At 58.9% G+C, this 21,389-nt stretch carries 16 protein-coding genes; 9 read left to right on the top strand and 7 right to left on the bottom strand.

Annotation, left to right across the window (positions count from 1 at the left end):
- Both CKROP_RS06630 and CKROP_RS06625 read left to right on the top strand, forming a co-directional pair.
- Positions 1-879, top strand: coding sequence for a hypothetical protein (locus CKROP_RS06630; protein WP_012731969.1), 879 nt, complete (start codon positions 1-3; stop codon positions 877-879).
- 188 nt (positions 880-1,067) lie between these two features.
- A complete protein-coding gene (locus CKROP_RS06625; RefSeq protein ID WP_012731968.1) occupies positions 1,068-1,991 on the top strand; it encodes a 3-hydroxybutyryl-CoA dehydrogenase in 924 nt (307 codons plus the stop codon).
- On the opposite strand, the gene CKROP_RS06620 is transcribed toward CKROP_RS06625, so the two are convergent.
- From CKROP_RS06620 to CKROP_RS06595, 6 genes are all read right to left on the bottom strand, one after another.
- Entirely contained in the window at positions 1,981-3,087 is a 1,107-nt protein-coding gene (locus CKROP_RS06620; protein ID WP_012731967.1) for a hypothetical protein, read from the bottom strand. The two genes, CKROP_RS06625 and CKROP_RS06620, sit on opposite strands and share 11 nt — an antisense overlap.
- Positions 3,088-3,141: 54 nt before the next feature.
- On the bottom strand, positions 3,142-5,793 hold the full coding sequence (locus tag CKROP_RS06615) for an ABC transporter ATP-binding protein/permease (RefSeq protein ID WP_052292379.1): 2,652 nt from the start codon (positions 5,791-5,793) through the stop codon (positions 3,142-3,144).
- Between the two features lie 43 nt (positions 5,794-5,836).
- A complete protein-coding gene (locus CKROP_RS06610; protein ID WP_012731965.1) occupies positions 5,837-6,799 on the bottom strand; it encodes an ABC transporter permease in 963 nt (320 codons plus the stop codon).
- Positions 6,796-8,397, bottom strand: coding sequence for an ABC transporter substrate-binding protein (locus CKROP_RS06605; protein ID WP_012731964.1), 1,602 nt, complete (start codon positions 8,395-8,397; stop codon positions 6,796-6,798). Before CKROP_RS06605 ends, CKROP_RS06610 begins: the two co-directional genes overlap by 4 nt.
- Before the next feature lie 30 nt (positions 8,398-8,427).
- Positions 8,428-9,801: a MalY/PatB family protein gene (locus CKROP_RS06600; RefSeq protein ID WP_169302957.1), complete on the bottom strand. Its 1,374-nt coding sequence runs from the start codon at positions 9,799-9,801 to the stop codon at positions 8,428-8,430.
- A gap of 167 nt (positions 9,802-9,968) precedes the next feature.
- Positions 9,969-11,021 (bottom strand): squalene/phytoene synthase family protein, encoded by a 1,053-nt coding sequence (locus CKROP_RS06595; RefSeq protein ID WP_012731962.1) that lies wholly within the window; start codon positions 11,019-11,021, stop codon positions 9,969-9,971.
- Positions 11,022-11,165: 144 nt separating this feature from the next.
- On the opposite strand from CKROP_RS06595, the gene CKROP_RS06590 reads away from it, so the two are divergent.
- Positions 11,166-11,495, top strand: a complete 330-nt coding sequence (locus CKROP_RS06590; RefSeq protein WP_012731961.1) for a hypothetical protein — start codon at positions 11,166-11,168, stop codon at positions 11,493-11,495.
- 83 nt (positions 11,496-11,578) lie between these two features.
- Here the strand turns inward: CKROP_RS06590 and malQ are convergent, their stop codons facing one another.
- Complete coding sequence (gene malQ, locus CKROP_RS06585; protein WP_012731960.1) at positions 11,579-13,801, bottom strand: 4-alpha-glucanotransferase; 2,223 nt, start codon at positions 13,799-13,801, stop codon at positions 11,579-11,581.
- 235 nt (positions 13,802-14,036) lie between these two features.
- Between malQ and CKROP_RS06580 the strand changes: the two genes are divergently transcribed.
- From CKROP_RS06580 to CKROP_RS06555, 6 genes are all read left to right on the top strand, one after another.
- Entirely contained in the window at positions 14,037-15,869 is a 1,833-nt protein-coding gene (locus CKROP_RS06580) for an AMP-dependent synthetase/ligase (protein ID WP_012731959.1), read from the top strand.
- 171 nt (positions 15,870-16,040) lie between these two features.
- A complete protein-coding gene (locus tag CKROP_RS06575; protein ID WP_012731958.1) occupies positions 16,041-16,754 on the top strand; it encodes a hypothetical protein in 714 nt (237 codons plus the stop codon).
- The gene (gene hemW, locus CKROP_RS06570; protein ID WP_012731957.1) at positions 16,744-17,916 is read left to right on the top strand and encodes a radical SAM family heme chaperone HemW; all 1,173 of its coding nucleotides are present in this window, start codon (positions 16,744-16,746) and stop codon (positions 17,914-17,916) included. The genes CKROP_RS06575 and hemW overlap by 11 nt, the downstream gene beginning before the upstream one ends.
- A 65-nt stretch (positions 17,917-17,981) precedes the next feature.
- The gene (gene hrcA, locus CKROP_RS06565) at positions 17,982-19,007 is read left to right on the top strand and encodes a heat-inducible transcriptional repressor HrcA (RefSeq protein WP_041628858.1); all 1,026 of its coding nucleotides are present in this window, start codon (positions 17,982-17,984) and stop codon (positions 19,005-19,007) included.
- Positions 19,008-19,212: 205 nt separating this feature from the next.
- Positions 19,213-20,358, top strand: a complete 1,146-nt coding sequence (dnaJ, locus tag CKROP_RS06560; protein ID WP_012731955.1) for a molecular chaperone DnaJ — start codon at positions 19,213-19,215, stop codon at positions 20,356-20,358.
- An 8-nt stretch (positions 20,359-20,366) separates the two neighbouring features.
- The gene (locus CKROP_RS06555; protein WP_012731954.1) at positions 20,367-21,266 is read left to right on the top strand and encodes a 16S rRNA (uracil(1498)-N(3))-methyltransferase; all 900 of its coding nucleotides are present in this window, start codon (positions 20,367-20,369) and stop codon (positions 21,264-21,266) included.
- The last annotated feature ends 123 nt before the right edge of the window (positions 21,267-21,389 follow it).

The following is a 21,389-nucleotide window of genomic DNA, read 5'->3' as shown; positions in this document are numbered from 1 at the left end:
ATGAATGCTCCCCATGGTCGACGTCCCCAACCCGAGTTAACGGGCACCCCCGAGGTGGCCCAGTCTCGTGGCCTTTTTGGACGTGCCGGTTGTCGACGGATCATGCAGAACGCACGACGTGGCGCGAGCATCGCAGTGGCCGTCGGGATTATGGTCGGTGGTGGCTTAGCTGGGTGTAGCAGCAGCGATGACGTTGCGAATTCTTCCCATGATCACACATCGGCAGCGTCGGCGACCCAGTCGCAGGCCCATTCCACCTCGAACTCGCGTGCACCGCAGCCAGCGACTGGGGCACCGCAAGATAACCCACATCCCAGTCTCAATTCGACGACGACCAGCCGTCATGGTGGCACGCAGCGGGGTGCGACGAATGGAACTGCTCAGCAACAACGCGGTGGTACCCAGGGGAACCGTGCAGTAACGCCGCGAACCGCCCAGAACGGGACGACAACTCCCAGGACCGGGAGTGGTGCAGCAGGTGGTGCCACAACTACGACGGCATCGGGGCGGACGGTATTTCAGAGTCCTAGTGGCAACATCGTGTGCCAGTTCCGCGGGATGGATGACGATGGCTGCGATGTCCATCAGCACCCCCGGTGGGGCGACGAAAACCGGTGCCCATATCTGGGCGTCGAGGCCAGAAATGACACCATGATTGGCTTCCGTCGAGGCCCCGACGCGGAACCATGCCACTGGCTCTTGCAGGGAGAGTTCCCACGGACAGGACCTGTGCTGCCTTATGGTCAATCGAAAACAATTCCAGTACAGGGGAACTACGCAACCACCTACACATGCACATCGAAGGCACGTGGAATGACGTGTACCAGCGCTGAAGGACACGGCTTTTTCGTCAACGATAAGCAATATAAGACCTGGTAAACGCCCTCATGCTGGCGCGGGGGACTGGTACGAGGATGGGCACCGGGCGGATACTACTGCCATTTTCTTTCGTGTTTTCCGACGAAAAGCCAGTGAGGTTTTTACCATGAGGGAAACCGCCAATAAGCGAAACCACGAATAAGACGCTGAACACAGCGGCTAAGAGCAAAAGAGGGGACAACATACTCATGGCAGATCAGAAGCACAACGATAAGTCATCGGACTCGGTCGACATTTCGGCGTTGCGTGTAGGTGTCGTCGGTGCTGGTCAAATGGGGTCAGGCATTATTGAAGTTGCTGCCCGTCATGGTTCCGACGTCGTAGCGTGGGAAGCTACCCAGGAGTTCGCCGACAAAGGGCTCGAGAGGATCACCAAGTCCCTCGAGCGCGGTGTATCACGAGGCAAGCTATCCGAGGAAGACAAGGACGCCGCGCTCGGGCGTATCCGCATCACCACTGATTTGGAGGAGTTTGCGGATCGCCAACTGGTCTGCGAAGCGATCGTTGAAAACCCCGAGGTCAAAGCAGATATTTTTGGGAAGCTCGACAAGATCGTTTCGGATCCCGATGCGCCTTTGTGTTCTAACACCTCGTCGTTGCCCATTCAGCAGATTGCGTCGGCAACGTCGAACCCAGGTCGCGTGATGGGGCTGCACTTCTTCAATCCTGTCCCGGTTCTTCCGCTGGTTGAGCACGTTCGAACCTTGGATACGACGGATGCCGTTTCTGATCGGGCCGAAAAGTGGGCCAGCGAGGTGCTGAAGAAAACGGTGATCAAGGCGAAGGATCGCTCCGGGTTTATCGTCAACTTCTTGTTGGTGCCCTACCTGCTTTCTGCGATCCGCATGCTGGAAAATGGCGTGGCGACCAAGGAAGACATCGACGCTGGGATGCGCAATGGTGCAGCACATCCCATGGGGCCCATCGCGCTCTCCGACATGGTGGGGCTGGACACTGTGGCATCGATTGCCGACGTTATGGTCGACGAATATGGCGACCCGACGTACGCCTGCCCGCCCCTGCTGCGTCGGATGGTTCAAGCCGGTCGGTTAGGAAAGAAGACCGGCCGTGGCTTTTACACGTACGACGAGAAAGGCAAACCTATTCGTTAGTCTGCTTGCCGGTAGTACCAGAGGTGTGCTGGCCGGCGGCGTCTGCGTCGCTCGCAGTTTGCGAACCCGCTGTGGCCTCAGTAGCGGCTACAGTTTTAGTGTTCGCTGCGGATTCAGCACCGGATGCCTCGGCTTCGAAAGCCGAGCCATCGGAATCCGGGGTAGTGAAACCATCCTGCTCCGATGCGTCGGTTGTTGTGCGGGTACGAGTGGTCATCATCATGGCCAGCGCGATCAGTGCTGCCGATGCCAGAGCGGTAATGATGGTCACGATTTTGTCGCCCTCACCAACGACGACGGACTTATACGGAAACGCCGAGAGCATCAGACCCGTGACAGCGTAAGCAAGCACGGGCACGCGCATGAAGCGTCGAAGCTGGGGCACAAGGAGGGCGGGAATAAGAATGCCGGCCCCCATCGTCAGCATTGCCCATGATTCGTTGACTGTGAACGTTGGGTGGTTATACATCACAGCGCCAGTCATGGGGTTGTACTGAATGACGCGAACATCATCAGAGAACCGGGACCACACGACGGCAATTACCGCAATGATTCCCATCAGACCGATCAACGTCACACTGATCTTGATCGGCGTCGGAGCAGCGTTAAATGGCGATAGTGACGTGGTGGAGGACTGGGCATCGGTCTCAGAACCAGCCTGCTCGTCCAGGCCTTCCTCCGAGGATTGGCCAGCAGTCGCGTTACCCTCACCCCAGTGTGCGCCGACCTCATCACCGTGAGTGCCGGAAGCCGATGGGCTGGCATACTCGTCCGGCAATGTGCCTGTACGGGCAAGATGACGCAGCGCCGGAACAGTCATCGCCGGGATATCAGTCCGCTGCAGCGCATCGTCGTAGGTGGCTTTCGCCCGGTCATTGTGGAAAATCGTCCGAGCAGCTAACAGCTCTTGCACGCGCGCATCGGTTTCAGGAACACCGTTGTCCTCCAGCTCACGCAGTCGGGACGTGCAAATGTCGACAAGCTCTTCCGGCGCTAGCGACGGATCCAGGTTGAGCTGCTCATAAAAGTTGTAATGCTCATTGGTATTCGTGATGGAATCGTCCCCCTCAGGATCAGAATGATACTTAGCTTTCATGCCGGCGAGCTTACCAGCCGCCCTGTCACGGGCGGTTGAGATTTGTGTTGAGCTTTATGTCGGTGAGACCGGTTGGCGGGCAGCGCTAATCAGTTCCTTCGTGTACTCATGCTGAGGATCGCGATAAATCTGATCGCTTGTTCCCTTTTCGACGATCCGCCCGTTCTTCATCACAGCGACCGTGTCGCAAATGTGCCGCACAACGTTAAGATCGTGCGATAAGAACACCATTGTCAGGCCATAGTCTTCGGCAAGCTCGTCGAGAAGCGCAATGACGCGGTTCCGCACGGTGACGTCCAGCGCCGAGACGGGCTCGTCGGCAAGAAGAATCTGCGGGTGGGTAGTCAGCGCGCGGGCAAGTGAAATCCGCTGGCGTTGGCCACCACTGAAATGATGAGGGAACCGGTCTATTGCAGACGGGTCTAGCCCTACCTGCTCGAGCACGGTGACTATGCGGTCGCGCTGCTCGTCTCGGGGGAGGGGATGTGGTTGCGCACGCAGTGGTTCGGCGAGCGAATCGCCAATAGTCATGGTGGGATCCAAAGAACCACGCGGATCCTGGAAGACAACCTGCCCATAGCGGCTCATATCGTGCGGATTGGTAATGGCGCGCCCGTCGACACGGACATCGCCGGATGTCGGCCGGGTGAGCCCCGCCATGATCTTCAGCAGGGTAGTTTTGCCCGATCCAGATTCGCCGACGATGCCAAGGCGTTCGCCCCGGTGGATGTCTAATGTCACATCGTCGACAGCAGTGATTGCCGACGACGGCCCAAAGCGGTTCTGACGTTGATCGAACACCTGGCTTACATGGCGGACCTGGAGGAGAGGATCGGTTGACGACGGCGTTGGGGAAGCTTCGTCGCGTGCATCATGTTCGGCGGACGCATCGTGACCCTGTGCATCGTGTTCCTCGCGAATGTCATGAACGTGCGCATTCTGAACCAGCATCGTTGTGTAGGAATCCCGAGGATGCTGCAAGATGCGCTCTGTCGGCCCGTATTCGCGCGGAACCCCATCCTTCAAGACCAGGATGTTGTCACACATGTTCGCAACGACCGCCAAATCATGCGTGATGAACAGCAGCGCGGTGTTGTTTTCGCGAACAAGTCGGTTGATCAGCATCAAAATAGACCGCTGAACTGTGACATCCAAGGCCGTTGTTGGCTCGTCGCAAATGAGAAGCTCAGGGTCATTCGCAAACGCCATCGCGATGAGAACTCGCTGGCGTTGGCCCCCGGAGAGCTCAAACGGATACGAATAATAAGCGCGCTCGGGGAGCCCCACCGACTCAAGAAGCTCACGGACTTTAGCCTCACGCTCCCGTCGGCTGTGACCAGACGAACGGCGGTTCCGCCCAGCACGCTTGTCCTCTCGGGTGCCGGCCCGACATGCGCGTTCGATCTGTTTGCCCACGGTCATGAGCGGATTCAGCGCGGTCATAGGCTCTTGGAAAACCATCGACATGCGCACGCTTCGGAACTGGCTGAGGGTGCTATCAGCAGCGCCCACAATTTCGTTGCCAGCGAACATGATCGATCCGGACGGGCGCACATCGTCGGACAAAAGCCCCATGATCGCCAGTGCCGTTAACGATTTCCCCGATCCGGACTCGCCGATGAGCCCGAGCCTGGCACCGGGTTCGAGACTGAAGCTCAGAGAGTCGACTAATCGACGCGCGTTCGTGGCAGCATCTGCAGAACGCGGAGTGGTCAATGACAGGTCTCTCACCTGCAAAATTGCCGACGACGATTCGTCCGCCGCTGACTCCAGCGCTGTTTCTCGCGACGCCTCCTCTGATTTCGGCCCTTGCTCAGCCTCTCCATGAGTCGCACTCGTGGCTGGAGCGTCGTACATTGCCCGGTGAGAAAACGGATCGAGGATGTCGCGGAGCCCGTCGCCAAGAAGATTGAACCCCAGCACTGTGAGGGCGATAGCGAGCCCCGGCCATAGAGCCAGCTCCGCGTGCGAATCGAGGAAAACTTGCGAGTCCTGGAGCATCCGGCCCCATGAAGCCTGCGGCGGCGGTGTGCCCAGTCCCAAGAATGACAACCCTGCCTCAGCCAGAATGGCGAGCGCCACGGAAACCGTCGCCTGGACAATGATGAGGCCGGTAATTCCACGCACGATATGCCTCGTCGCGATGGAGAGCCATCCCATTCCCGCACTTCGCGCGGCCAAAATGTAGTCCTGGCTGAGAACTTGGCGGGTGCCCGCGCGGGATACGCGAGCAAAGCTGGGGATAAACGCAATCCCAATGGCAACCATCTCTGACGACGTGCCGACGCCGACAACCGATCCGGCGATAATCGCCAACAGGAGAGCCGGGAATGCCAGCGCTAAATCCGACAGCCGCATGATGAAAGAATCGAGCCACCCTCCGCGGACTGCGGCAAGTATCCCGAGCGGAACGCCGACGCCGGCACCAATTGCGACCGCGAGAACGCTCACTTCGAGTGAGATCTGGGATCCGACCATGATCCGCGATAGCGTATCCCGGCCGTATCGGTCGGTTCCCATCCAGTGGTCCCAACTCGGCGGTTGTAGTGCCGATGCCGGGTTAGCCTCTTGCGGGCCATACGGCGTCCAGACCAGCGATATCAGCGCGACGAGGACGACCAGGCTCACTACGGCGGCCCCAACCATAAACATGACGCGGTGGTTGGCGCGGGTCACCGCCTTCAATCGTCCATTCTTCCCTGCCATCACTGGATTCGGTCTCCCGGAACGTGGTGCATGTGTGCGTGCGTTAGACAAGGCGTGACCTCGACATTCTGGGGTCAATCAGTGCCGCTATGGCGTCGGTAGCCAGCGTGACGGTGAGCGTAATGGTGACCAGCATCATGACGCAGCTTTGGACGGTAATCATGTCGCGACTATTCACCGCATCAAGGACGTATGATCCCAACCCGGGGATGACGAACACCTGCTCAATGAGCACAGCTCCGACGACAAGCGTGGCCATGTTCACGCCAATGACCGCCACGATGGGCACAGCTGCATTCCTCGCACCGTGGGCGACGAGGGCATGAAGCGTCGATAAGCCCGTTGACCTGGCGGTACGGATGTATTCCTGGTGTAGAACCTCCAAGACGGCCGATCGAACATAGCGCGTCAGGATCGCTGCCTGAATGAACGCCAACGCGCAACACGGAAGGATGAGCCGTCGGAGAAAACCGGTGAAGGACTGGTTCGGGGGAACCCAGCCATTAGCGGGGAGGATGCTCCAGTGGACGGCAAAAAGCGAGATTAACAGGATGCCGGCGAGGAAACTGGGGATAGCGATACCCACGTGCGCCAGCACCGACAGGGCCGTGCCGTCCGGTTTGTGGTTACGCATGGCTCCCCAGGTCCCCAGGGGGACGGCGAGTGCAATGGCAAGAACCATGCTGGTCAGAACCAGAATGAGGCTGACCGCCGTCCGGTCCATCAGTATTGGCCCGATGTCCGTTCCACTGGAGTATGAGACCCCGAAGTGCCCATGCAGCATCCCGGTGATCCACGAAAAGTACTGTGTGATCAGCGGTCGATCGGTCCCCAGCGTGTGCTTCATCGATTCGATAGCTTGTGGCGTCGCGGTCTCACCCAGGGAAACCTCCGCGGGATCACCTGGAATGAGCCGCATGATCATGAAAATGATGACCGACGCTGCCCACAGGGACACGATATAGCGCAGAGCGATCCTGCCTACGATGCGTACATGAGCTGTCATGATTCGCTCCGTGCGGTCGAGTGATGGGTGCGGCTAATACCAGCGAGTTCCAGCCCCTGCCCGGCAATAGTCGTGGGGATACCGGTGAGATCTTTATCCCGCACAACGATGTTGGGATAGATAAATATCGTGTTAGCACCTGCTTGATTCATGATCCGATCAACAGCTTTGCGCATGAGGGGCGCGTACTCATCAGGTGGCGCGGCATCCGCAGCGGACAAGAGTGTGCGTGTTTGCTCGTCGTCGTAACCGAGGTAGTAGTCAGGGTTTCCGAACAATGTGGGAATGTCCCTGGCCTCAGCGTGCTCAATGATGGACACGTCGTAGTCATGTTGGGTTAGAGTTTGGGACAACCACACGGCGGGGAATTCCTGCGATTCGATATGAGCATGAATTCCGACGTCCTCCAGCTCAGAAATAATGAGCTCTGCAGCATTGGTTGCATATGCGCGGGCCGGGACAGTGAAGGTGATATCGACGTCGTGGACGCCGGCTTCGGATAGCAACTCCCGAGCCCGGTCAGGATCGTAGGGGTACTCGGTGGAGTGGTATGACCACGGATCCGTTGGTGGGGCAGGCACGCCACCGGTGTCCTCACCAAAACCGCCCCACGCGGTATCGATCACCGCTTGCCGGTTGATCGCGTACATCACCGCCCGCCTGACGCGGACGTCGTTAAACGGCGCACGCTTATTGTTCATGGTCAGCAGCACTTTGCCGGTTGTCGTACCAACATCGACGGCATACCGATTGTTGTCGCGGAAGGACGAGACCATCTCCGGGGCATCCATCCCGACAATCGCGTCGACGTCACCCGATCGGAGCGCATTCGCTGTCGCGGTGGAATCTGTCATATAGCGCAACGCCACATGGCGGGTGGCCGATTGCCGGCCCCAATATGACTTGTTCGCCGTCAACGTGAGGAACCGGCCGACTTTGTACTCGTCGACGGTAAAAGGCCCGGTCCCGACGGGTTTAGTGGCTAAATTGTCGACGCCGTGGGGTGTCATTTGTGCCCCAATGAGTGTGCCCATGGACCACAGCCAGCCGTTACTGGGCGCGGAGAGTGTGACAGCCAACGTGTATTTATCGACGGCCTGGGTGCGCGTCACCGGTTTCATCCCCGATTTGAGCCCGTTGGTCCACGCGTCTGACTTCACTCGGTCGATACTGAACTTGGCGGTGTCGGCGGTGAACTCGTCGCCGTTGGAAAAATGCACTCCTTTCCGCAGGTGAAAGGTGTAGGTGGTGCGGTCCGGGGAGAGGTCCCATGACGTCGCCAACTGGGGTTCGATATCTCCTTGGGACGATATTCGGACCAGGCCTTCGTACACATTCCCGATCAACGCCTGCGGTATCGCCGCGCCGCCGGATTTTGTGAAGTCAAGGGTGGCGGGGGCTGCCGTCAGCGCGATGACGGCGGAGTCGTCGGAGGCGACGCGTCCCGTTTGGACCGCTGTGTGGCCCGCGCTGCACCCGCCGAGGAACAGTGAGAGGGCCGCCACCGTGGTTGTTGCGGTGACTGTGGCGAGGTGTTGCAATTTCCGACGCTTCGACGTCGAGGTTGTCGACGTATGTGCTGTGAAAAGTCCGACCATGGGTGATTCGTTGGTGGTTAGCGTTGGTGGTTAGTGAGCCTCTGGGACACCTTTCGGTGTGGTGTGACGTGGTGTGCCATTCGGATCCTCGGTGGAGCCGAAGAGCTGGGTCAACGTAGTGGCAATCATTTCACAGATGTCGCGCGAGGTTGCGAAATTGATCCGAATACATCCGAATCCGTGGGGGAGTGGTTGGGGCTCGTTATCGTTCCCCTGTGCCTTGTTCCCCTGTGCGGATTCAGAGGGAGGAGCAGCGAAAGCAGCACCGTCATTAGGTGCTAACTTCGCGTGTTTGACCAGCCATTGTTCGGGGTTGAGACCGCCGCGTCGGATGCTTTCGCCGAACGTTATTCCCTCGTCGGCGGTCTCGTTGTCCTCGCCATCTCGCGCCTGCTCCGACACAGCGGGAATAACCACATCGGTCATGTCCACCCACAACAAAAACGTTGCTTCTGGGTTAGTAGTGCGCACATTCGGAATCCGGTTGAGAGCCTCAACAAGAAGGTTCTTGTTGTCGCGGAGGTAATCAATTTCCTCCCGGAGCCATTTCCGGCCATTCGTGTACGCCCCGATCGCTGCCAGCTGGCCGAGCGTCGATACACCCTCCTTATCCAGGAAGTTAATGCGCGTATCCCACACGTATTTATCGGCGGGGTTTGTGAAGATCAGTTGCGCGCATTTCAAGCCAGCCGTGTTCCACCCTTTTGATGTAGCGGTGGCGGTGATCGTCACGCGGGCAGCGGTCTCGGACACGCTCGCCGTCGGGATATGCGGGCGATCGTAAACCAGGGGCCCGTGGATTTCATCAGAGAAAACGCGCACGTCATAGCGGGCTGCAAGGTCAGTCACCGCGCGAAGTTCGTCGACAGTAAAAGCGGTGCCTAACGGGTTGTGCGGGTTGCACAGGATCATGCTGCCAGCACCACTGGCGAATGCCTGCTCCAACCCGTCGAGGTCGAACACCCACCGGCCGGTCGCGGTGTCCTGGATCATGGGGACGAACACTCCAGGCCGGTCGCACACGTCCAGCAGTGCGAAAAATGGCATATATGCAGGGGTAGGGATGACGATGGGGCTACCCGGATCTGTGAAATGTGTGATGGCCAGCCGAAGACCTCGAACCACGTCGGGCACGCCTACGATGGCAGTCGGATCAACGTCCCACCCATATGCGTCGTGGCACCACGAACTGAGGGCTTCCCCGAGCTCGGGAAGTTCGGGTGGATAACCGAAATATTGCCGACGAACACCGGCGTTAACAGCGTCGATCACGGCCGGGCAGGTATCAAAGTCGGATTCCGCGATCCAGACGGGCAGCACGTCGGGAGGAAAATGAGTCCACTTCCTTGTTCCGCGGGCACGCAGTTCCTCTATCGAGAGGGTGGAAAGTTGGTGGCCAGGCATGGCAGCAAGGATAGTCGTTATCGGTGACATGAAACATATTCAGGGGAATGACCTGGGCAGTTCGGCTCAAACCCACCCATGTAAACCTCATCCTTCTGGCAGGTCTAGTCATTATTGCCGACGCTGGCCACGGCGACGTAGGTTGCGTTGAGAAGACGAAGGGAGCGTCAAGAATTGGTACCGCGGCGATGTCGTGTGCGGAAGCGGCGAGTTTCTCCGGCCACTATGGACTGTGCCGTCGTAAGAAGTTTGGTGGCATTCCCCACGCGGATCCTGGAGGAGGTCACCTTCTGAGCCGGTGTGTGCTCAAGTGAATGGGTAAGCTTCAAAAAGAGTGCATATGCAGCGCGTACTCCGAGGCGTGAGCTCGCGGGTAGGAGCAGAATAGCCTGGTGCGCGATAGATAAATCGCGGTAGATCTCAGTTAGAAAAGAGTCTTTGGTCTCGTCATTGAGAGGCTGCCCGTGCGCGACGTAATCGCGGTTCAGGCCGTCCTTATCCGCCGCATAATCCCGAAGAAAATTGATTTTTTGAAACGCTGCCCCGAGGTGGCGAGCACCCTGTTCCATCGTCCGACGGTCGGCGGGCGATGGTGTTTCGTCGCGCAAGAAAATCGACAGGCACATGAGGCCAATGACTTCCGCTGAACCATAAATGTAGGTGTCGCGGGTCTCGGCGTCGTACACCGTTGTGGACTGGGGTGCTTGGTGGGCGGAGTACGACGCGGGAATATCGGCGCGCATCGATTGGAAAAAAGCAGCAAGATGGCTGTTTTTGATGTCGCATGACCGCGCTGTGCCAATGAACGCGTGAATGATCGGATCGGTCGAAAACCCGGTGGCGCAGCCTTCGCGAACGCGTTGTTCATAGTCGTTGAGGACGTCCCGAATGCGCTCAGGGGGAAGACCATGGCCGCCTGCTGCGCCGTCGACAACTTCATCGGCCACGCGGACAATTCCGTAGAGATTGTGGATATCCTGCCGAACTCGTGGGCCAAGCAGACGCGTCGATAAGGTAAACGACGTTGAGTACGCGCGGATGAGTCGGGAAGACAAGCGAGCCGCCACGAGATCGTAGAGTTCAGCCGTGGAGGCGTAGAGACGAGCCCGAGCATCGTCACCTGTGGAAGGCGAGTGGGTGCCCTCTGCGTGGCTATCTTCCGCGCGGTCGTCGAGGGCCGTCGTATCCTTCGACGGTTCGGTAGGCGGCTCCGAAGTCATAGAACCATTCAATCACGTTTATGGCAGGAGGCTTGAGGCCTTACCGAGCGTCGAAGGCGTGCATAATAGGAGCCGTCTGGCCGAAGGTCCTTTGACTGAGAACGTGACCAAGAAACTGTATCGAGGAGGAGCGGGGATCGTGCCATGGTGATCCATCCTGATGTCTTAGCTTTATCCGGTGCAGCATCGGCGGACGTGCATGGCGCTGCTATACACGGCACCGCGCTCGTTTCCTCGGCCCCTTCGTCGTTGTCTCAGTCCATTGCGGATGCATGGAATTCGGCAGAGCAATGGATTATCTCTTTATCCGTGTGGGGCCAAGCTCCCATCGTTATACCGATTGTCGTCGTTGTGTCGATGGGTGTGGCGTGGGCCATTCTTCACCTTGTTGATAAGGTCGGTATACCGATCGAGAATGCAATTAACGATCGCAACCTGACAGCGGACGGCGATGATGGGAAGGAGGACTCGTGAAGAATTCCCAGGTGAGAAACTTCCTCTTTCTCCTCATCGCGGTTATCGTGGTCGCCTACCTCGTGGCGCATTTCTAGTGCGCGTCACCGCCGCGAGTGGAAATAGGGCTGCGCCCACTCATCGGACCTAAATAGGTCCTCCAGCACCACTGCATTCCCATCACCATCGCACAACGGAACCCTCCAGTTGGGGTAGATATCAGCCGTGGTTCCCGGCTGGTTCTGTACTCGCCGATCGTGAACAATGTCGACCAAACTCGTGCAGGTCAGCGCCGCGGGCGACTCCGCCAGGAATTTGTGAAGCCCAGCAATAATGGCCGACGAATCTGGCCGTTCATCCCGCGCCAGCCCGTTGTAGGACACGTCGGCAGGAGTCCCGTCGAAGTCACCGTGCTCGCGCACCGTGTCAAGAACGCGGTTCTGCCACTCCAGGTCGTTCGCATCCTCTTCTTCCGGATCCGACGTCAATATTCCCAGCTTCTGGCGCAGCGTCACGTGCTCGCCGTCTAAGTATCCGGCGGTCGGGGGCAAATCATGAGTCGTGACCGACGCCAAGCACAAGCGTCGATAATTCTCGGAGTGACGCGGCGCATCGTCGTCATTTTCAAACCAGAGAATCGACGTCCCCATGATGCCGCGCGATTGCAAATAGTCTTGAACCCACGGCTCGAATGTGCCGAGATCTTCACCGACGACGACGGCACCGGCGCGTTCCGCCTCCAGCGCAAGAATGCCCACCATCGCCGCGTGGTCGTAGTTCACGTACGTCCCGGCGCGGGGATCAGCTGCCTCTCCAGGTACAGGGCGGTGTATCCACCACAGGCGAAAGAGCCCCAAGATGTGGTCAACCCGGATACCTCCGGCGTGGCGGAGGACAGTGCGCAACAGGTCACGCCACGGGCGATACCCTGCTTCCGCTAGCTTCCACGGGTGCCACGGGGGTTGGGACCAGTCCTGACCCACTTGGTTATACCCATCGGGCGGTGCGCCTACCGAACAATCGGGTGCTAGGTAGGGGGCCAGCGCTTCCGCGTCCGATCCACCCGGGTGGACTCCCACCGCGAGATCAGCCATCAGCCCGAGACTCATTCCGCTATCACGTGCGGTCACGTCGGCTGCTTCCAGCTGCTCGTCGACGATCCACTGGAGCCACTGGTAAAAGCCAACCCAATAGTCGCTGGGAGGGAACGAATCGTCGTCCTCGCCATGGCCGAGCTTTTCACGCCACCACGGTTCTGCCTGGTCAGCGCACCATTGTGCAAAGTGGGTGAGGCCCTCGCCCTCATGCTCAACAAAGGTATCGAACGCGTGTTGCCGCGTCGCCGACCGTTCGACGTCGTAAATGTCTTTCAAGCTCAGCAACTTGTCGGCGTAAATAGGGTTCCGGTTGATATAGGCCGACGACGTGTTCTCTGGGTAATGACGACGACCCCGTTCCTGCAGAGCCTCGGCGGCGTCGTCGGGGAGGTGAGCGGCCTCAGGGATCGCGCCGGGACGAATATAAATCGGGTTGATATAGCGACGCGTTGTGGGAAGGTACGGGGAATCCTCCACCGGCGGAGCAGGTTCCGCAGCGTGAAGTGGGTTAGTGAGGATAAACGAGCTCCCCTGCTCTGCAGCATGGCGGGCGAGCGTACCCAGGGTGTAGAAATCCCCAATTCCCCAGGCCCCGGAATCGCGAACTGAATACAGCTGCGCCATCAAGCCCGCTTGGGGATGAGCGACGAGGTCGTCGGCGGCAGAGAGGCGGGCGGGCATAATAACGAGCGTCGTTTCTGCCTGGCCGCGTGTGGGGGAGGACGCATAAATGGTGTGCCATCCCAGTGGCAGGTCTTTCGGGAGAGTAAATGACGCCTGCCCGTAGCTCGCCGCACCGGGAGCATGAGCGGCCGCGCCTGACTCGGATTCACTATCCGTAAGTGGCTCCCCAGCATGGTCAACGGGATAATCGACGTGTCTCGCGGGGGTGAGATCCTCAATTTGGTGGCAGTCATATCGTTGTCCGTCTTCGGTGACTACCCAGACGTCCACGGGCTCGCCGTCGATAACGTGAACGGGGAAGGTGACGTCCTCGCCTTCGACTCCAATAATAGTGGGGGGAAGGGAGCGGGTGGCTTCTTTGGTGTAAAAGTATTGGCTAGCTGCATCGATGCCGGCGTCGTCGTGGGAAAAACTCAGGCCAAGGGCGTGCAGGGTGTCCTCGAGTGTTTCGTCGGCGACGTCCACGTGGGAGCCGCGATAGTCGGTATAGGACGTTGCAACGCCACAGTGTGCGCTGAGGGAGCGGAGTTTTTCTGAGTAGGTCACGGGGCCATTCTTGCAGAAAGATGATGTCTGAACAGGCTCGCGTGGGGACCTGGCGGGGGTTAATGGCGGCCGTCGGGAAAATGAGTGCTGCTTGTGGGGGTGGTGGCCTGGATGTGGTGGGGGATAGCATTAATTATTTGATCCCCCACATTGAGTGGGAGGAATAGCGTAGATTATTCACCAATCACAAAAGTAGCGTAGGTCACACAGCCAGGTATTCGGAGGTTATTGAACAATGCAAGAAAGCTCGACCAAGGCTCTCTACTCAGTGGGCGAGAATGAAACCTGTTTGACCGCAGTTCTGGACAATAATAAACGACGCCCCAAGCTGGCGTTATTCACTCGCCCCAAGAATTTTGAGTGGGTCAGTGTGACGTCGGAAGAGTTCATTGCCGAGGTTATGGCTGTGGCGAAGGGGCTGATTGCCAACGGCGTCGAGCACGGCGATCGTGTCGCATTGCTGTCGGAAACGCGATACGAGTGGACAGTCATGGATTTCGCCATCTGGGCTGCGGGGGCGGTGACTGTTCCGATTTATGGTTCGTCGTCGGCAAGCCAGATTCAATGGATTATCGAGGATTCAGGAACCGTTTTCGCGATTACGGAAACTCGTGAGCACACCGAACTTATGCGGTTCTTGGAATTGGATAGCGACGGAAAACCGCGCTTGAAAGGTTCCCCAACTAAACTTCGACGCATTCTGGAATTTAATTCCTCAGCCTTGGATACTCTTGCTTTTGAAGGTCGCGATGTGTCCGATGATGCCGTCTGGGAGCGGATTCATGCAACGAAATCCTCTGACTTAGCGAGCCTGGTGTACACCTCCGGTACCACGGGCCGGCCAAAGGGGTGCCGGCTCACTCACGCTAACTGGCTAGGCGAAGCGCGTTCTCTGTTGACCCACAACATCGCCCGGACGATCGCCCGGCCTGGCATGCGGTACATTACGTTCCTCCCGCTAGCGCACGTTTTTGCGCGGGCCATTTCTTTGGCAATGGCTATCGGTGGGGCACAGCAATCTCACTGGTCTGACTTTTCCACGATCAGCATCGAATTCCAGCGCGCGCAGCCGAATATGATCCTTGGCGTCCCGCGAGTCTTCGAAAAAGTCCGTAATGGTGTGCAGGCTCAAGCGAAGAGTAAAGGCCCATTAGGGGCGCTATTGTTCTCGCGCGCTGAGGCGACAGCTATTCAGTACTCGAAGGCTTTAGATGAGGAAGGTCCATCGCGAGTCCTGAAATGGCGTCGAGCCCTCTACGACCGACTCATTTACCGCAAGGTGCGCGCCGCCATGGGCGGGGCAGTGCAATATGGCATCTCTGGCGGCTCAGCCATGAACCCCGAGCTCCTCCACTTCTTCCGTGGCATCGGAACCACCGTGTACGAAGGCTACGGTCTGACGGAATCCACCGCCGCATTCTGTGTCAACTACGACGACAACATCATCGGAACCGTGGGGCGCCCGTCCGGCGGCTGCTCAGCCCGCATTTCCGACGACGGAGAAGTCTGCCTAAAGGGCCCCATCATTTTCGATGGCTACTGGAATAACGAGGAAGCAACCAAGGAATGCTTCGATGACGATGGCTACTTCCACACTGGCGACCTAGGCGAGATCCTCGATTCCGGGCATCTCAAGATCACCGGCCGGAAGAAGGAATTGCTGGTGACTGCGGGCGGCAAGAATGTGTCGCCTGGCCCGTTGGAAGATCGCATGCGCACGCACCCGTTGATAAGCCAAGTGATGCTCGTCGGCGATGGTCAGCCGTTCATCGGGTGCCTCGTCACGCTCGACGAGGTCGCCCTGGAGAAGTGGAAGCGCGACCACGGTGTTAATGACAATGTGAGCAACCGCGAGTTGCACGCCAATCCGGTGTTGCGGGCAGAGATCCAGGACGCCATTAACGACGCCAACAGCACGGTGTCGCACGCGGAGGCCGTCAAGAAGTTCCATATTCTCGACCGCGATTTCACCGAGGAAGAGGGCGAACTGACCGCGACCTTGAAGGTCAAGCGGGATGTGGTGATGCAACACTTCGCTCGGGATATTGCGAACCTGTATCAGAAGTAACCACCACTCGGCGCGCCGCAGTGCAATGGGCTCTCCGCTGCCTTATGGTTATCCCCGTCCCTATTTGATACCGGTTGTGCAGAGTGATCAATCGTCCGGAAGCACCCATTTCCGACATGATTTCTCCTGCTCCCATCGCCTGGTTCGGTCGATTCTGTGAGGAGTTCGCCTGTGCTTGAAGAGTCTCCCGCTCGGTGTAGCGCCACGGAAAGGCTTCGCGAGCTCACTCAGGAGGTCTCCGATATTGGTGACGAGGTCGCCACCTATATCGATAACATCGGTGAAGCCCTGGCTGATTGGGATGCAGATCTTGCCGACGATTGCCTGGAAGAATGTGACGTCATTATCCGCGAGGCCCGCGAGGATATTCGCAGCGTGGTACCCGAACTCGACGGAATCCGCCGCGCTCTGACGTCGGGACTAAAAAGTGGGGTGCTCTCGGCGGGGCCGGGGGCGCGTGAACGCTCTGGTCGCCCGATGACGGGTCTGCCGAATGAGCCGCTCAAAGTCACCGCGGAATCGCTGGCTCAACGCTTTCCCATCCCGACGGTGGTGGACGCGGACGCGGTGAGCACCGCGTTGACGAGCCGCACAGAGACCGCGTCGGGACTGTGCGCCGATGTGGCCAGCTGGGTGGAGTACCAGACGAACCTAGCCGTGGATGATGCCTCGTCAACCAATTTGTCGATCGTTTTCGCGCGAGCCTACGACCATGTAGTCAGTGCCATTGACGCGTGGAAGAACACCGTGGCCTGGCCGTATCCGCCGTTTACCCGGATGATGCGGGGAACCTGCCCGCCGCCATTCTTGGAGGAGCGTGCGCGGGTGGACCGTATCGTGGCGAGTGTGGCGTCGCGCCGCCAAGGTGGCCACTTTGCCTCCTGAGAAGAAGGATTCTTTCGGGGTTTATATCCACGTCCCTTTTTGCGTGACACGCTGCGGCTACTGCGATTTCAACACCTACACGCCGCGGGAATTGGGTGTTCAAGACGACGCACCCTCGCCCGTCCTCCAGTACCTCGATGCCGTCGAGCGTGAACTCTCCCGAGCTGCCGAGCGCTACCACCTGCCACCAGCCGATACGGTGTTCGTCGGCGGGGGAACACCATCCCTGGTGGGGGCAGAGGGGTTAACGCGGGCACTCAACGCCGTGCGCTCGTCGATGGGTTTGAGCCCAGGTGCAGAGGTAACGACGGAGGCCAACCCGGAATCCACCTCGCCAGAGTTCTTCTCAGGACTGCGTGAGGCCGGGTTCACCCGGGTGAGCTTAGGGATGCAGTCGGCGTCGGAAAAAGTGCTTCGGGTGTTGGACAGGCGTCACACCCCCGGCAGGCCGGTGGCCGCTGCTCAGGAGGCGCGCCGGGCGGGTTTCGAGCACGTCAACCTTGACCTTATTTATGGCACGCCCGGGGAAGTGGACGATGATGTCAAGCGCTCGGTCGATGCGGTTCTCAGCGCTGATGTTGATCATGTCTCGGCCTATTCGCTGATTATCGAGCGGGGGACAGCGATGTTCCGCAAAGTGCGTCATGGTGAGCTGATCGAAACCGATGAGGACACCTTGGCCCGTCGGTACGACATTATCGACGACGCCCTGAGCGGACAGGGTTTCTCCTGGTACGAAGTCTCCAACTGGTCGCGTCAGGGCGGTGAGTGCCGCCATAACTTGGTCTATTGGCGCGACGGCGACTGGTGGGGTGCCGGCCCGGGCGCGCACGGCCACATCGGCAACCAGAGGTTTGTTAACGTCAAACACCCCGCCCGGTACTCGGCGATGATCAGCGGGAGCGAGGACGCGCTTGCCTTGAAGGGTGTTGAGGACTTGTCGCCCTCTGAACGTCATGAGGAGCGCGTAATGTTGGCCTTGCGGTTGGCCGAGGGGATCGAGGAATCCCAGCTGCCTGAATCAACAACCTCGTGCGTGCAGCGTTTTATTGATGACGGGTTGTTGTGGCGTCCTTCTAGCGGTCGGGTGGCGGTCACGAATCGTGGGCGTTTATTAGCGGATGGGATCATCACCGATATCCTGGTGAGTGAAGATGACTAGCGGGCTCTCAGAGCCAGCGGCCTGTCACGAAGGCCACGGTTGGTCGACGACACGATAAGGAGGTACTGATGGCCGGAACTCAAGAACGCCGTGCTGAGGTGTTGCGGGCCATCGTGACCGATTACATTACGTCGCGGGAACCCGTGGGCTCGAAGTCGTTGGTTGAGCGGCATAAATTGGGCGTCTCGTCAGCGACGATCCGCAATGACATGGGCGTGTTGGAGGCAGAAGGCTATATCACGCAGCAGCACGCTAGCTCCGGGCGCATTCCCACGGAGAAGGGCTACCGGGCTTTCGTCGACACGATCCATGACATTAAGCCTTTGTCCAGGGCGGAGCATCGCGCCATTTTGTCCTTCCTCCAAGATGGTGTTGATTTAGAGGATGTTTTACGACGCAGCGTCCAGTTGCTCGCCCAGCTGACCAGGCAAGTTGCTGTGGTTCAGGTGCCGACGCTGACCGTCAGCCATGTGAAGCACTGCGAAATCGTGCAGCTGACGCCACACCGCCTTCTCTTGGTGTTAATTACGGACACGGGACGTGTGGAACAGCGGAATGTGGAGGTCACGTCGGAAATTCCGACCGAGGATGTTCCGCGCGTTCGCGACGCGGTGAACCGCGCGTTGAGCGGCAGGACCCTGGCGGAAGCTCCGGACGCGATGGAATCATTGGTGGCTCATGCGCCGCGTGAGCTGCGGTCCGTTATTGTTGCGTGCGCCACTGTGATTGTCGAGACCCTTGTTGAACGCCCGTCCGACCGCCTGATTCTTGCCGGGGCGTCGAATTTGACCCGTACTCAGGAGGGATCCAACGCGTTGCGGCCCGTGCTGGAGGCTCTTGAGGAACAAGTGGTGGTGCTGAAACTGCTGGCTGCTGCTCGGGATCTGGAGTCCGTGCACGTGTCCATCGGTGAGGAGAACGAAACCGAAGAGCTCCGGGGCGCGTCGATTGTGTCTGCTGGGTATGGCGGGGCGGCTGAGCGGCTGGGTGGCTTAGGTGTCGTCGGGCCAACATTTATGGATTATCCAGGTACGATGTCGCACGTTGCCGTCGTCGCTAAGTATGTTGGTGACGTTCTCCGCGGGGAGTGATCAGCGGGGAGCGATCGGAGTGGGTCGCGAAAACTCGCGGCAGAGGCCGTCGGAAAACTAGCACTCAAAGTGCAAGAGTGCTAAAACTGAGCACGAGTGGAAGAACGTATTATTATCGCGAGATTCCCTGCTTTTAACCATTATTAATTTGTGAATAAAGCTAACCCCTGAACACTGACGTAGGTAAACAAGGAGTACGTGAGCTGTGGCTCGAGATTATTACGGAATATTAGGCGTCGACAGAAATGCTTCTGACGCGGACATTAAGAAAGCTTTCCGACGCAAGGCGCGGAAGTATCACCCCGATGTCAATGATTCCGCTGAGGCCGCTGACAAATTCAACGAACTCAAAATCGCCCAAGAGGTGCTGACCGATCCGCAGAAGCGCAGCATCGTTGATGCTGGCGGTGACCCCGAGGCACAGCCTAATTATGGTGGTGCAGGTGGATTCTCAGGTGGCTTCGGCGGTGGCGGCCTGGGAGATATCTTCGAGCAGTTCTTCGGCGGTGCGGGCGCTGGAATGCGTGGTCCGAAACCGCGCGTGCGCCCTGGTAACGACGCCCTCGTCCGCATGAAGCTCGATCTCGCCGAGTGCTACACCGGTGTTCGCAAAGAGGTCACTGTCGATACGGCTATTTTGTGCGACGCCTGCCAGGGCAAAGGTTCTCAGTCTGGCCAGTCGCCAGTGACGTGTCCGACGTGCCAAGGCCGAGGTGAAGTCGTCGAAACACAGCGCAGCTTCTTAGGGAATGTGCAAACTGTTCGGGAGTGCAGCCGGTGTGGCGGTACTGGTGAGATCATTAAAGATCCGTGCCCGAAGTGTGATGGCGATGGTCGTGTGAAGAAGCGTCGCCCCATTACCGTCGATATTCCGGCCGGTATTGACGACGGTATGCGTGTTCGCCTCTCGGGGCAGGGCGAAGTGGGCCCCGGTGGCGGACCAGCCGGCGATCTCTATGTTGAGGTTCGCGTGGCGCCGGATAGCGTTTTCGTCCGTGAGGGCGACGACCTCCACTTGAGCGTGTCGGTCCCCATGGTCGATGCAGCGCTCGGCACCTCGATTTCCGTGAAGGACCCGGTCGGGGAGGAATTCCCCCTCGATATTGCTCCGGGAACGCAGCCGGATGAAACGATCACCGTCGAGGGCCGGGGTATGCCGCGGATTCGGTCCGACCGCAAAGGCAATGTGGTGGCTCACGTCAGTGTCGCCGTGCCGACCAAGCTGGATTCCAAGACCGAGAAGCTGTTGAAGCAAGTGAAGAACCACCGCAAGGACGATGCCGTCGTGAATGACAGGGAATCGGGTGGCGGTTTCTTCTCCAGGCTGCGTAGCCGGTTTGTTGGGCGTTAAGTGTTCACATGAGTGATCCCGTCTTTGTGTATGGCTTCGCCGGATATCCCGACGGAGCATTTCCCTCATTAGCTGACGTTGTCGGCCCGCGTGACGACGGTACCGGCCAACTCGGCGGGCAACGCGATGAAGGGCTTGGCGATGGCGCTAATGCTCACGGGCAAAAGTCACTGACGCAGTACGACGTCGGTGACGCCGTTCTTCTCACCGGTTCGGAAGGCCGTCATGCCGTTACCGTGAAGCGCCTGGTGGCGGGGGATTCGTTGGTCTTGGTTAATGGTGAGGGCGATTGGCTCCGGTGCACAGTGGAGTCCACCCCGTCAAAGACCCGGCTGAGGGCCACAGTTCTTGAGGCCGGCCACACGCCGATGTCCACCCCGCCCATCACCGTCGTCCAAGCTCTTCCCAAGTCTGATCGGTCCGAACTCGCGGTTGATTTAGCGTGCCAGGCGGGTGCCGACGCTATCGTCCCGTGGTCGGCCTCTCGTTCGATTGCCCGGTGGAAGGGCAAAGAGAAGAAAGCGGGCGGCAAGTGGGCCGATACTGCTGTCGCGTCGTCGAAGCAGTCCCGACGTGCGCGCCTTCCACGGATCGCCGCTTTATCAACGACGGATGACGTCGTCAATGCCATTGAACAGGTCACGCAATCAGGTGGCTTAGCTCTTGTGCTGGAGGAATCGGAATCCGTTCGCGTGACTTCGTTGGCCGAAAATCTACGTCAGGCGTCGCAGATCATGCTCATTGTGGGGCCTGAAGGTGGCATCGCTCCTGATGAGCATGATGCTTTCGTTCGTGCGGGCGCCACCTCCGTCGTTCTTGGCCCCGAAGTATTGCGAACCGCCACGGCAGCGAGCGTCGCTTTGGGTGCTGTGAATGTGCTGTGCGGGCGTTGGTCCGAGGCGCGATAGGCCTGCATATGAGCGTCGGGGCGACGAGAACCACACTGCACGCTACACTGAGTGAGCACACTAACCAGGGAGGTTTCCACTGAGTACGTCGAATTCGGCATCCCGACGTCAATCCCCACGGTC

It is taken from the genome of Corynebacterium kroppenstedtii DSM 44385 (genome assembly GCF_000023145.1).
Lineage (GTDB): Bacteria > Actinomycetota > Actinomycetes > Mycobacteriales > Mycobacteriaceae > Corynebacterium > Corynebacterium kroppenstedtii.
Note: the sequence above shows the minus strand (reverse complement) of the source record. Positions and strands in the feature narration are given on the sequence as shown.

Coding starts and splice junctions, on each gene's coding strand:
- CKROP_RS06590 (WP_012731961.1), top strand. CDS start 11,166: ATGGTGATCCATCCTGATGTCTTAGCTTTATCCGGTGCAGCATCGGCG.
- CKROP_RS06625 (WP_012731968.1), top strand. CDS start 1,068: ATGGCAGATCAGAAGCACAACGATAAGTCATCGGACTCGGTCGACATT.
- CKROP_RS06600 (WP_169302957.1), bottom strand. CDS start 9,801: ATGCCTGGCCACCAACTTTCCACCCTCTCGATAGAGGAACTGCGTGCC.
- CKROP_RS06595 (WP_012731962.1), bottom strand. CDS start 11,021: ATGACTTCGGAGCCGCCTACCGAACCGTCGAAGGATACGACGGCCCTC.
- CKROP_RS06555 (WP_012731954.1), top strand. CDS start 20,367: ATGAGTGATCCCGTCTTTGTGTATGGCTTCGCCGGATATCCCGACGGA.
- CKROP_RS06610 (WP_012731965.1), bottom strand. CDS start 6,799: ATGACAGCTCATGTACGCATCGTAGGCAGGATCGCTCTGCGCTATATC.
- CKROP_RS06605 (WP_012731964.1), bottom strand. CDS start 8,397: ATGGTCGGACTTTTCACAGCACATACGTCGACAACCTCGACGTCGAAG.
- CKROP_RS06620 (WP_012731967.1), bottom strand. CDS start 3,087: ATGAAAGCTAAGTATCATTCTGATCCTGAGGGGGACGATTCCATCACG.
- CKROP_RS06580 (WP_012731959.1), top strand. CDS start 14,037: ATGCAAGAAAGCTCGACCAAGGCTCTCTACTCAGTGGGCGAGAATGAA.
- CKROP_RS06615 (WP_052292379.1), bottom strand. CDS start 5,793: ATGGCAGGGAAGAATGGACGATTGAAGGCGGTGACCCGCGCCAACCAC.
- CKROP_RS06630 (WP_012731969.1), top strand. CDS start 1: ATGAATGCTCCCCATGGTCGACGTCCCCAACCCGAGTTAACGGGCACC.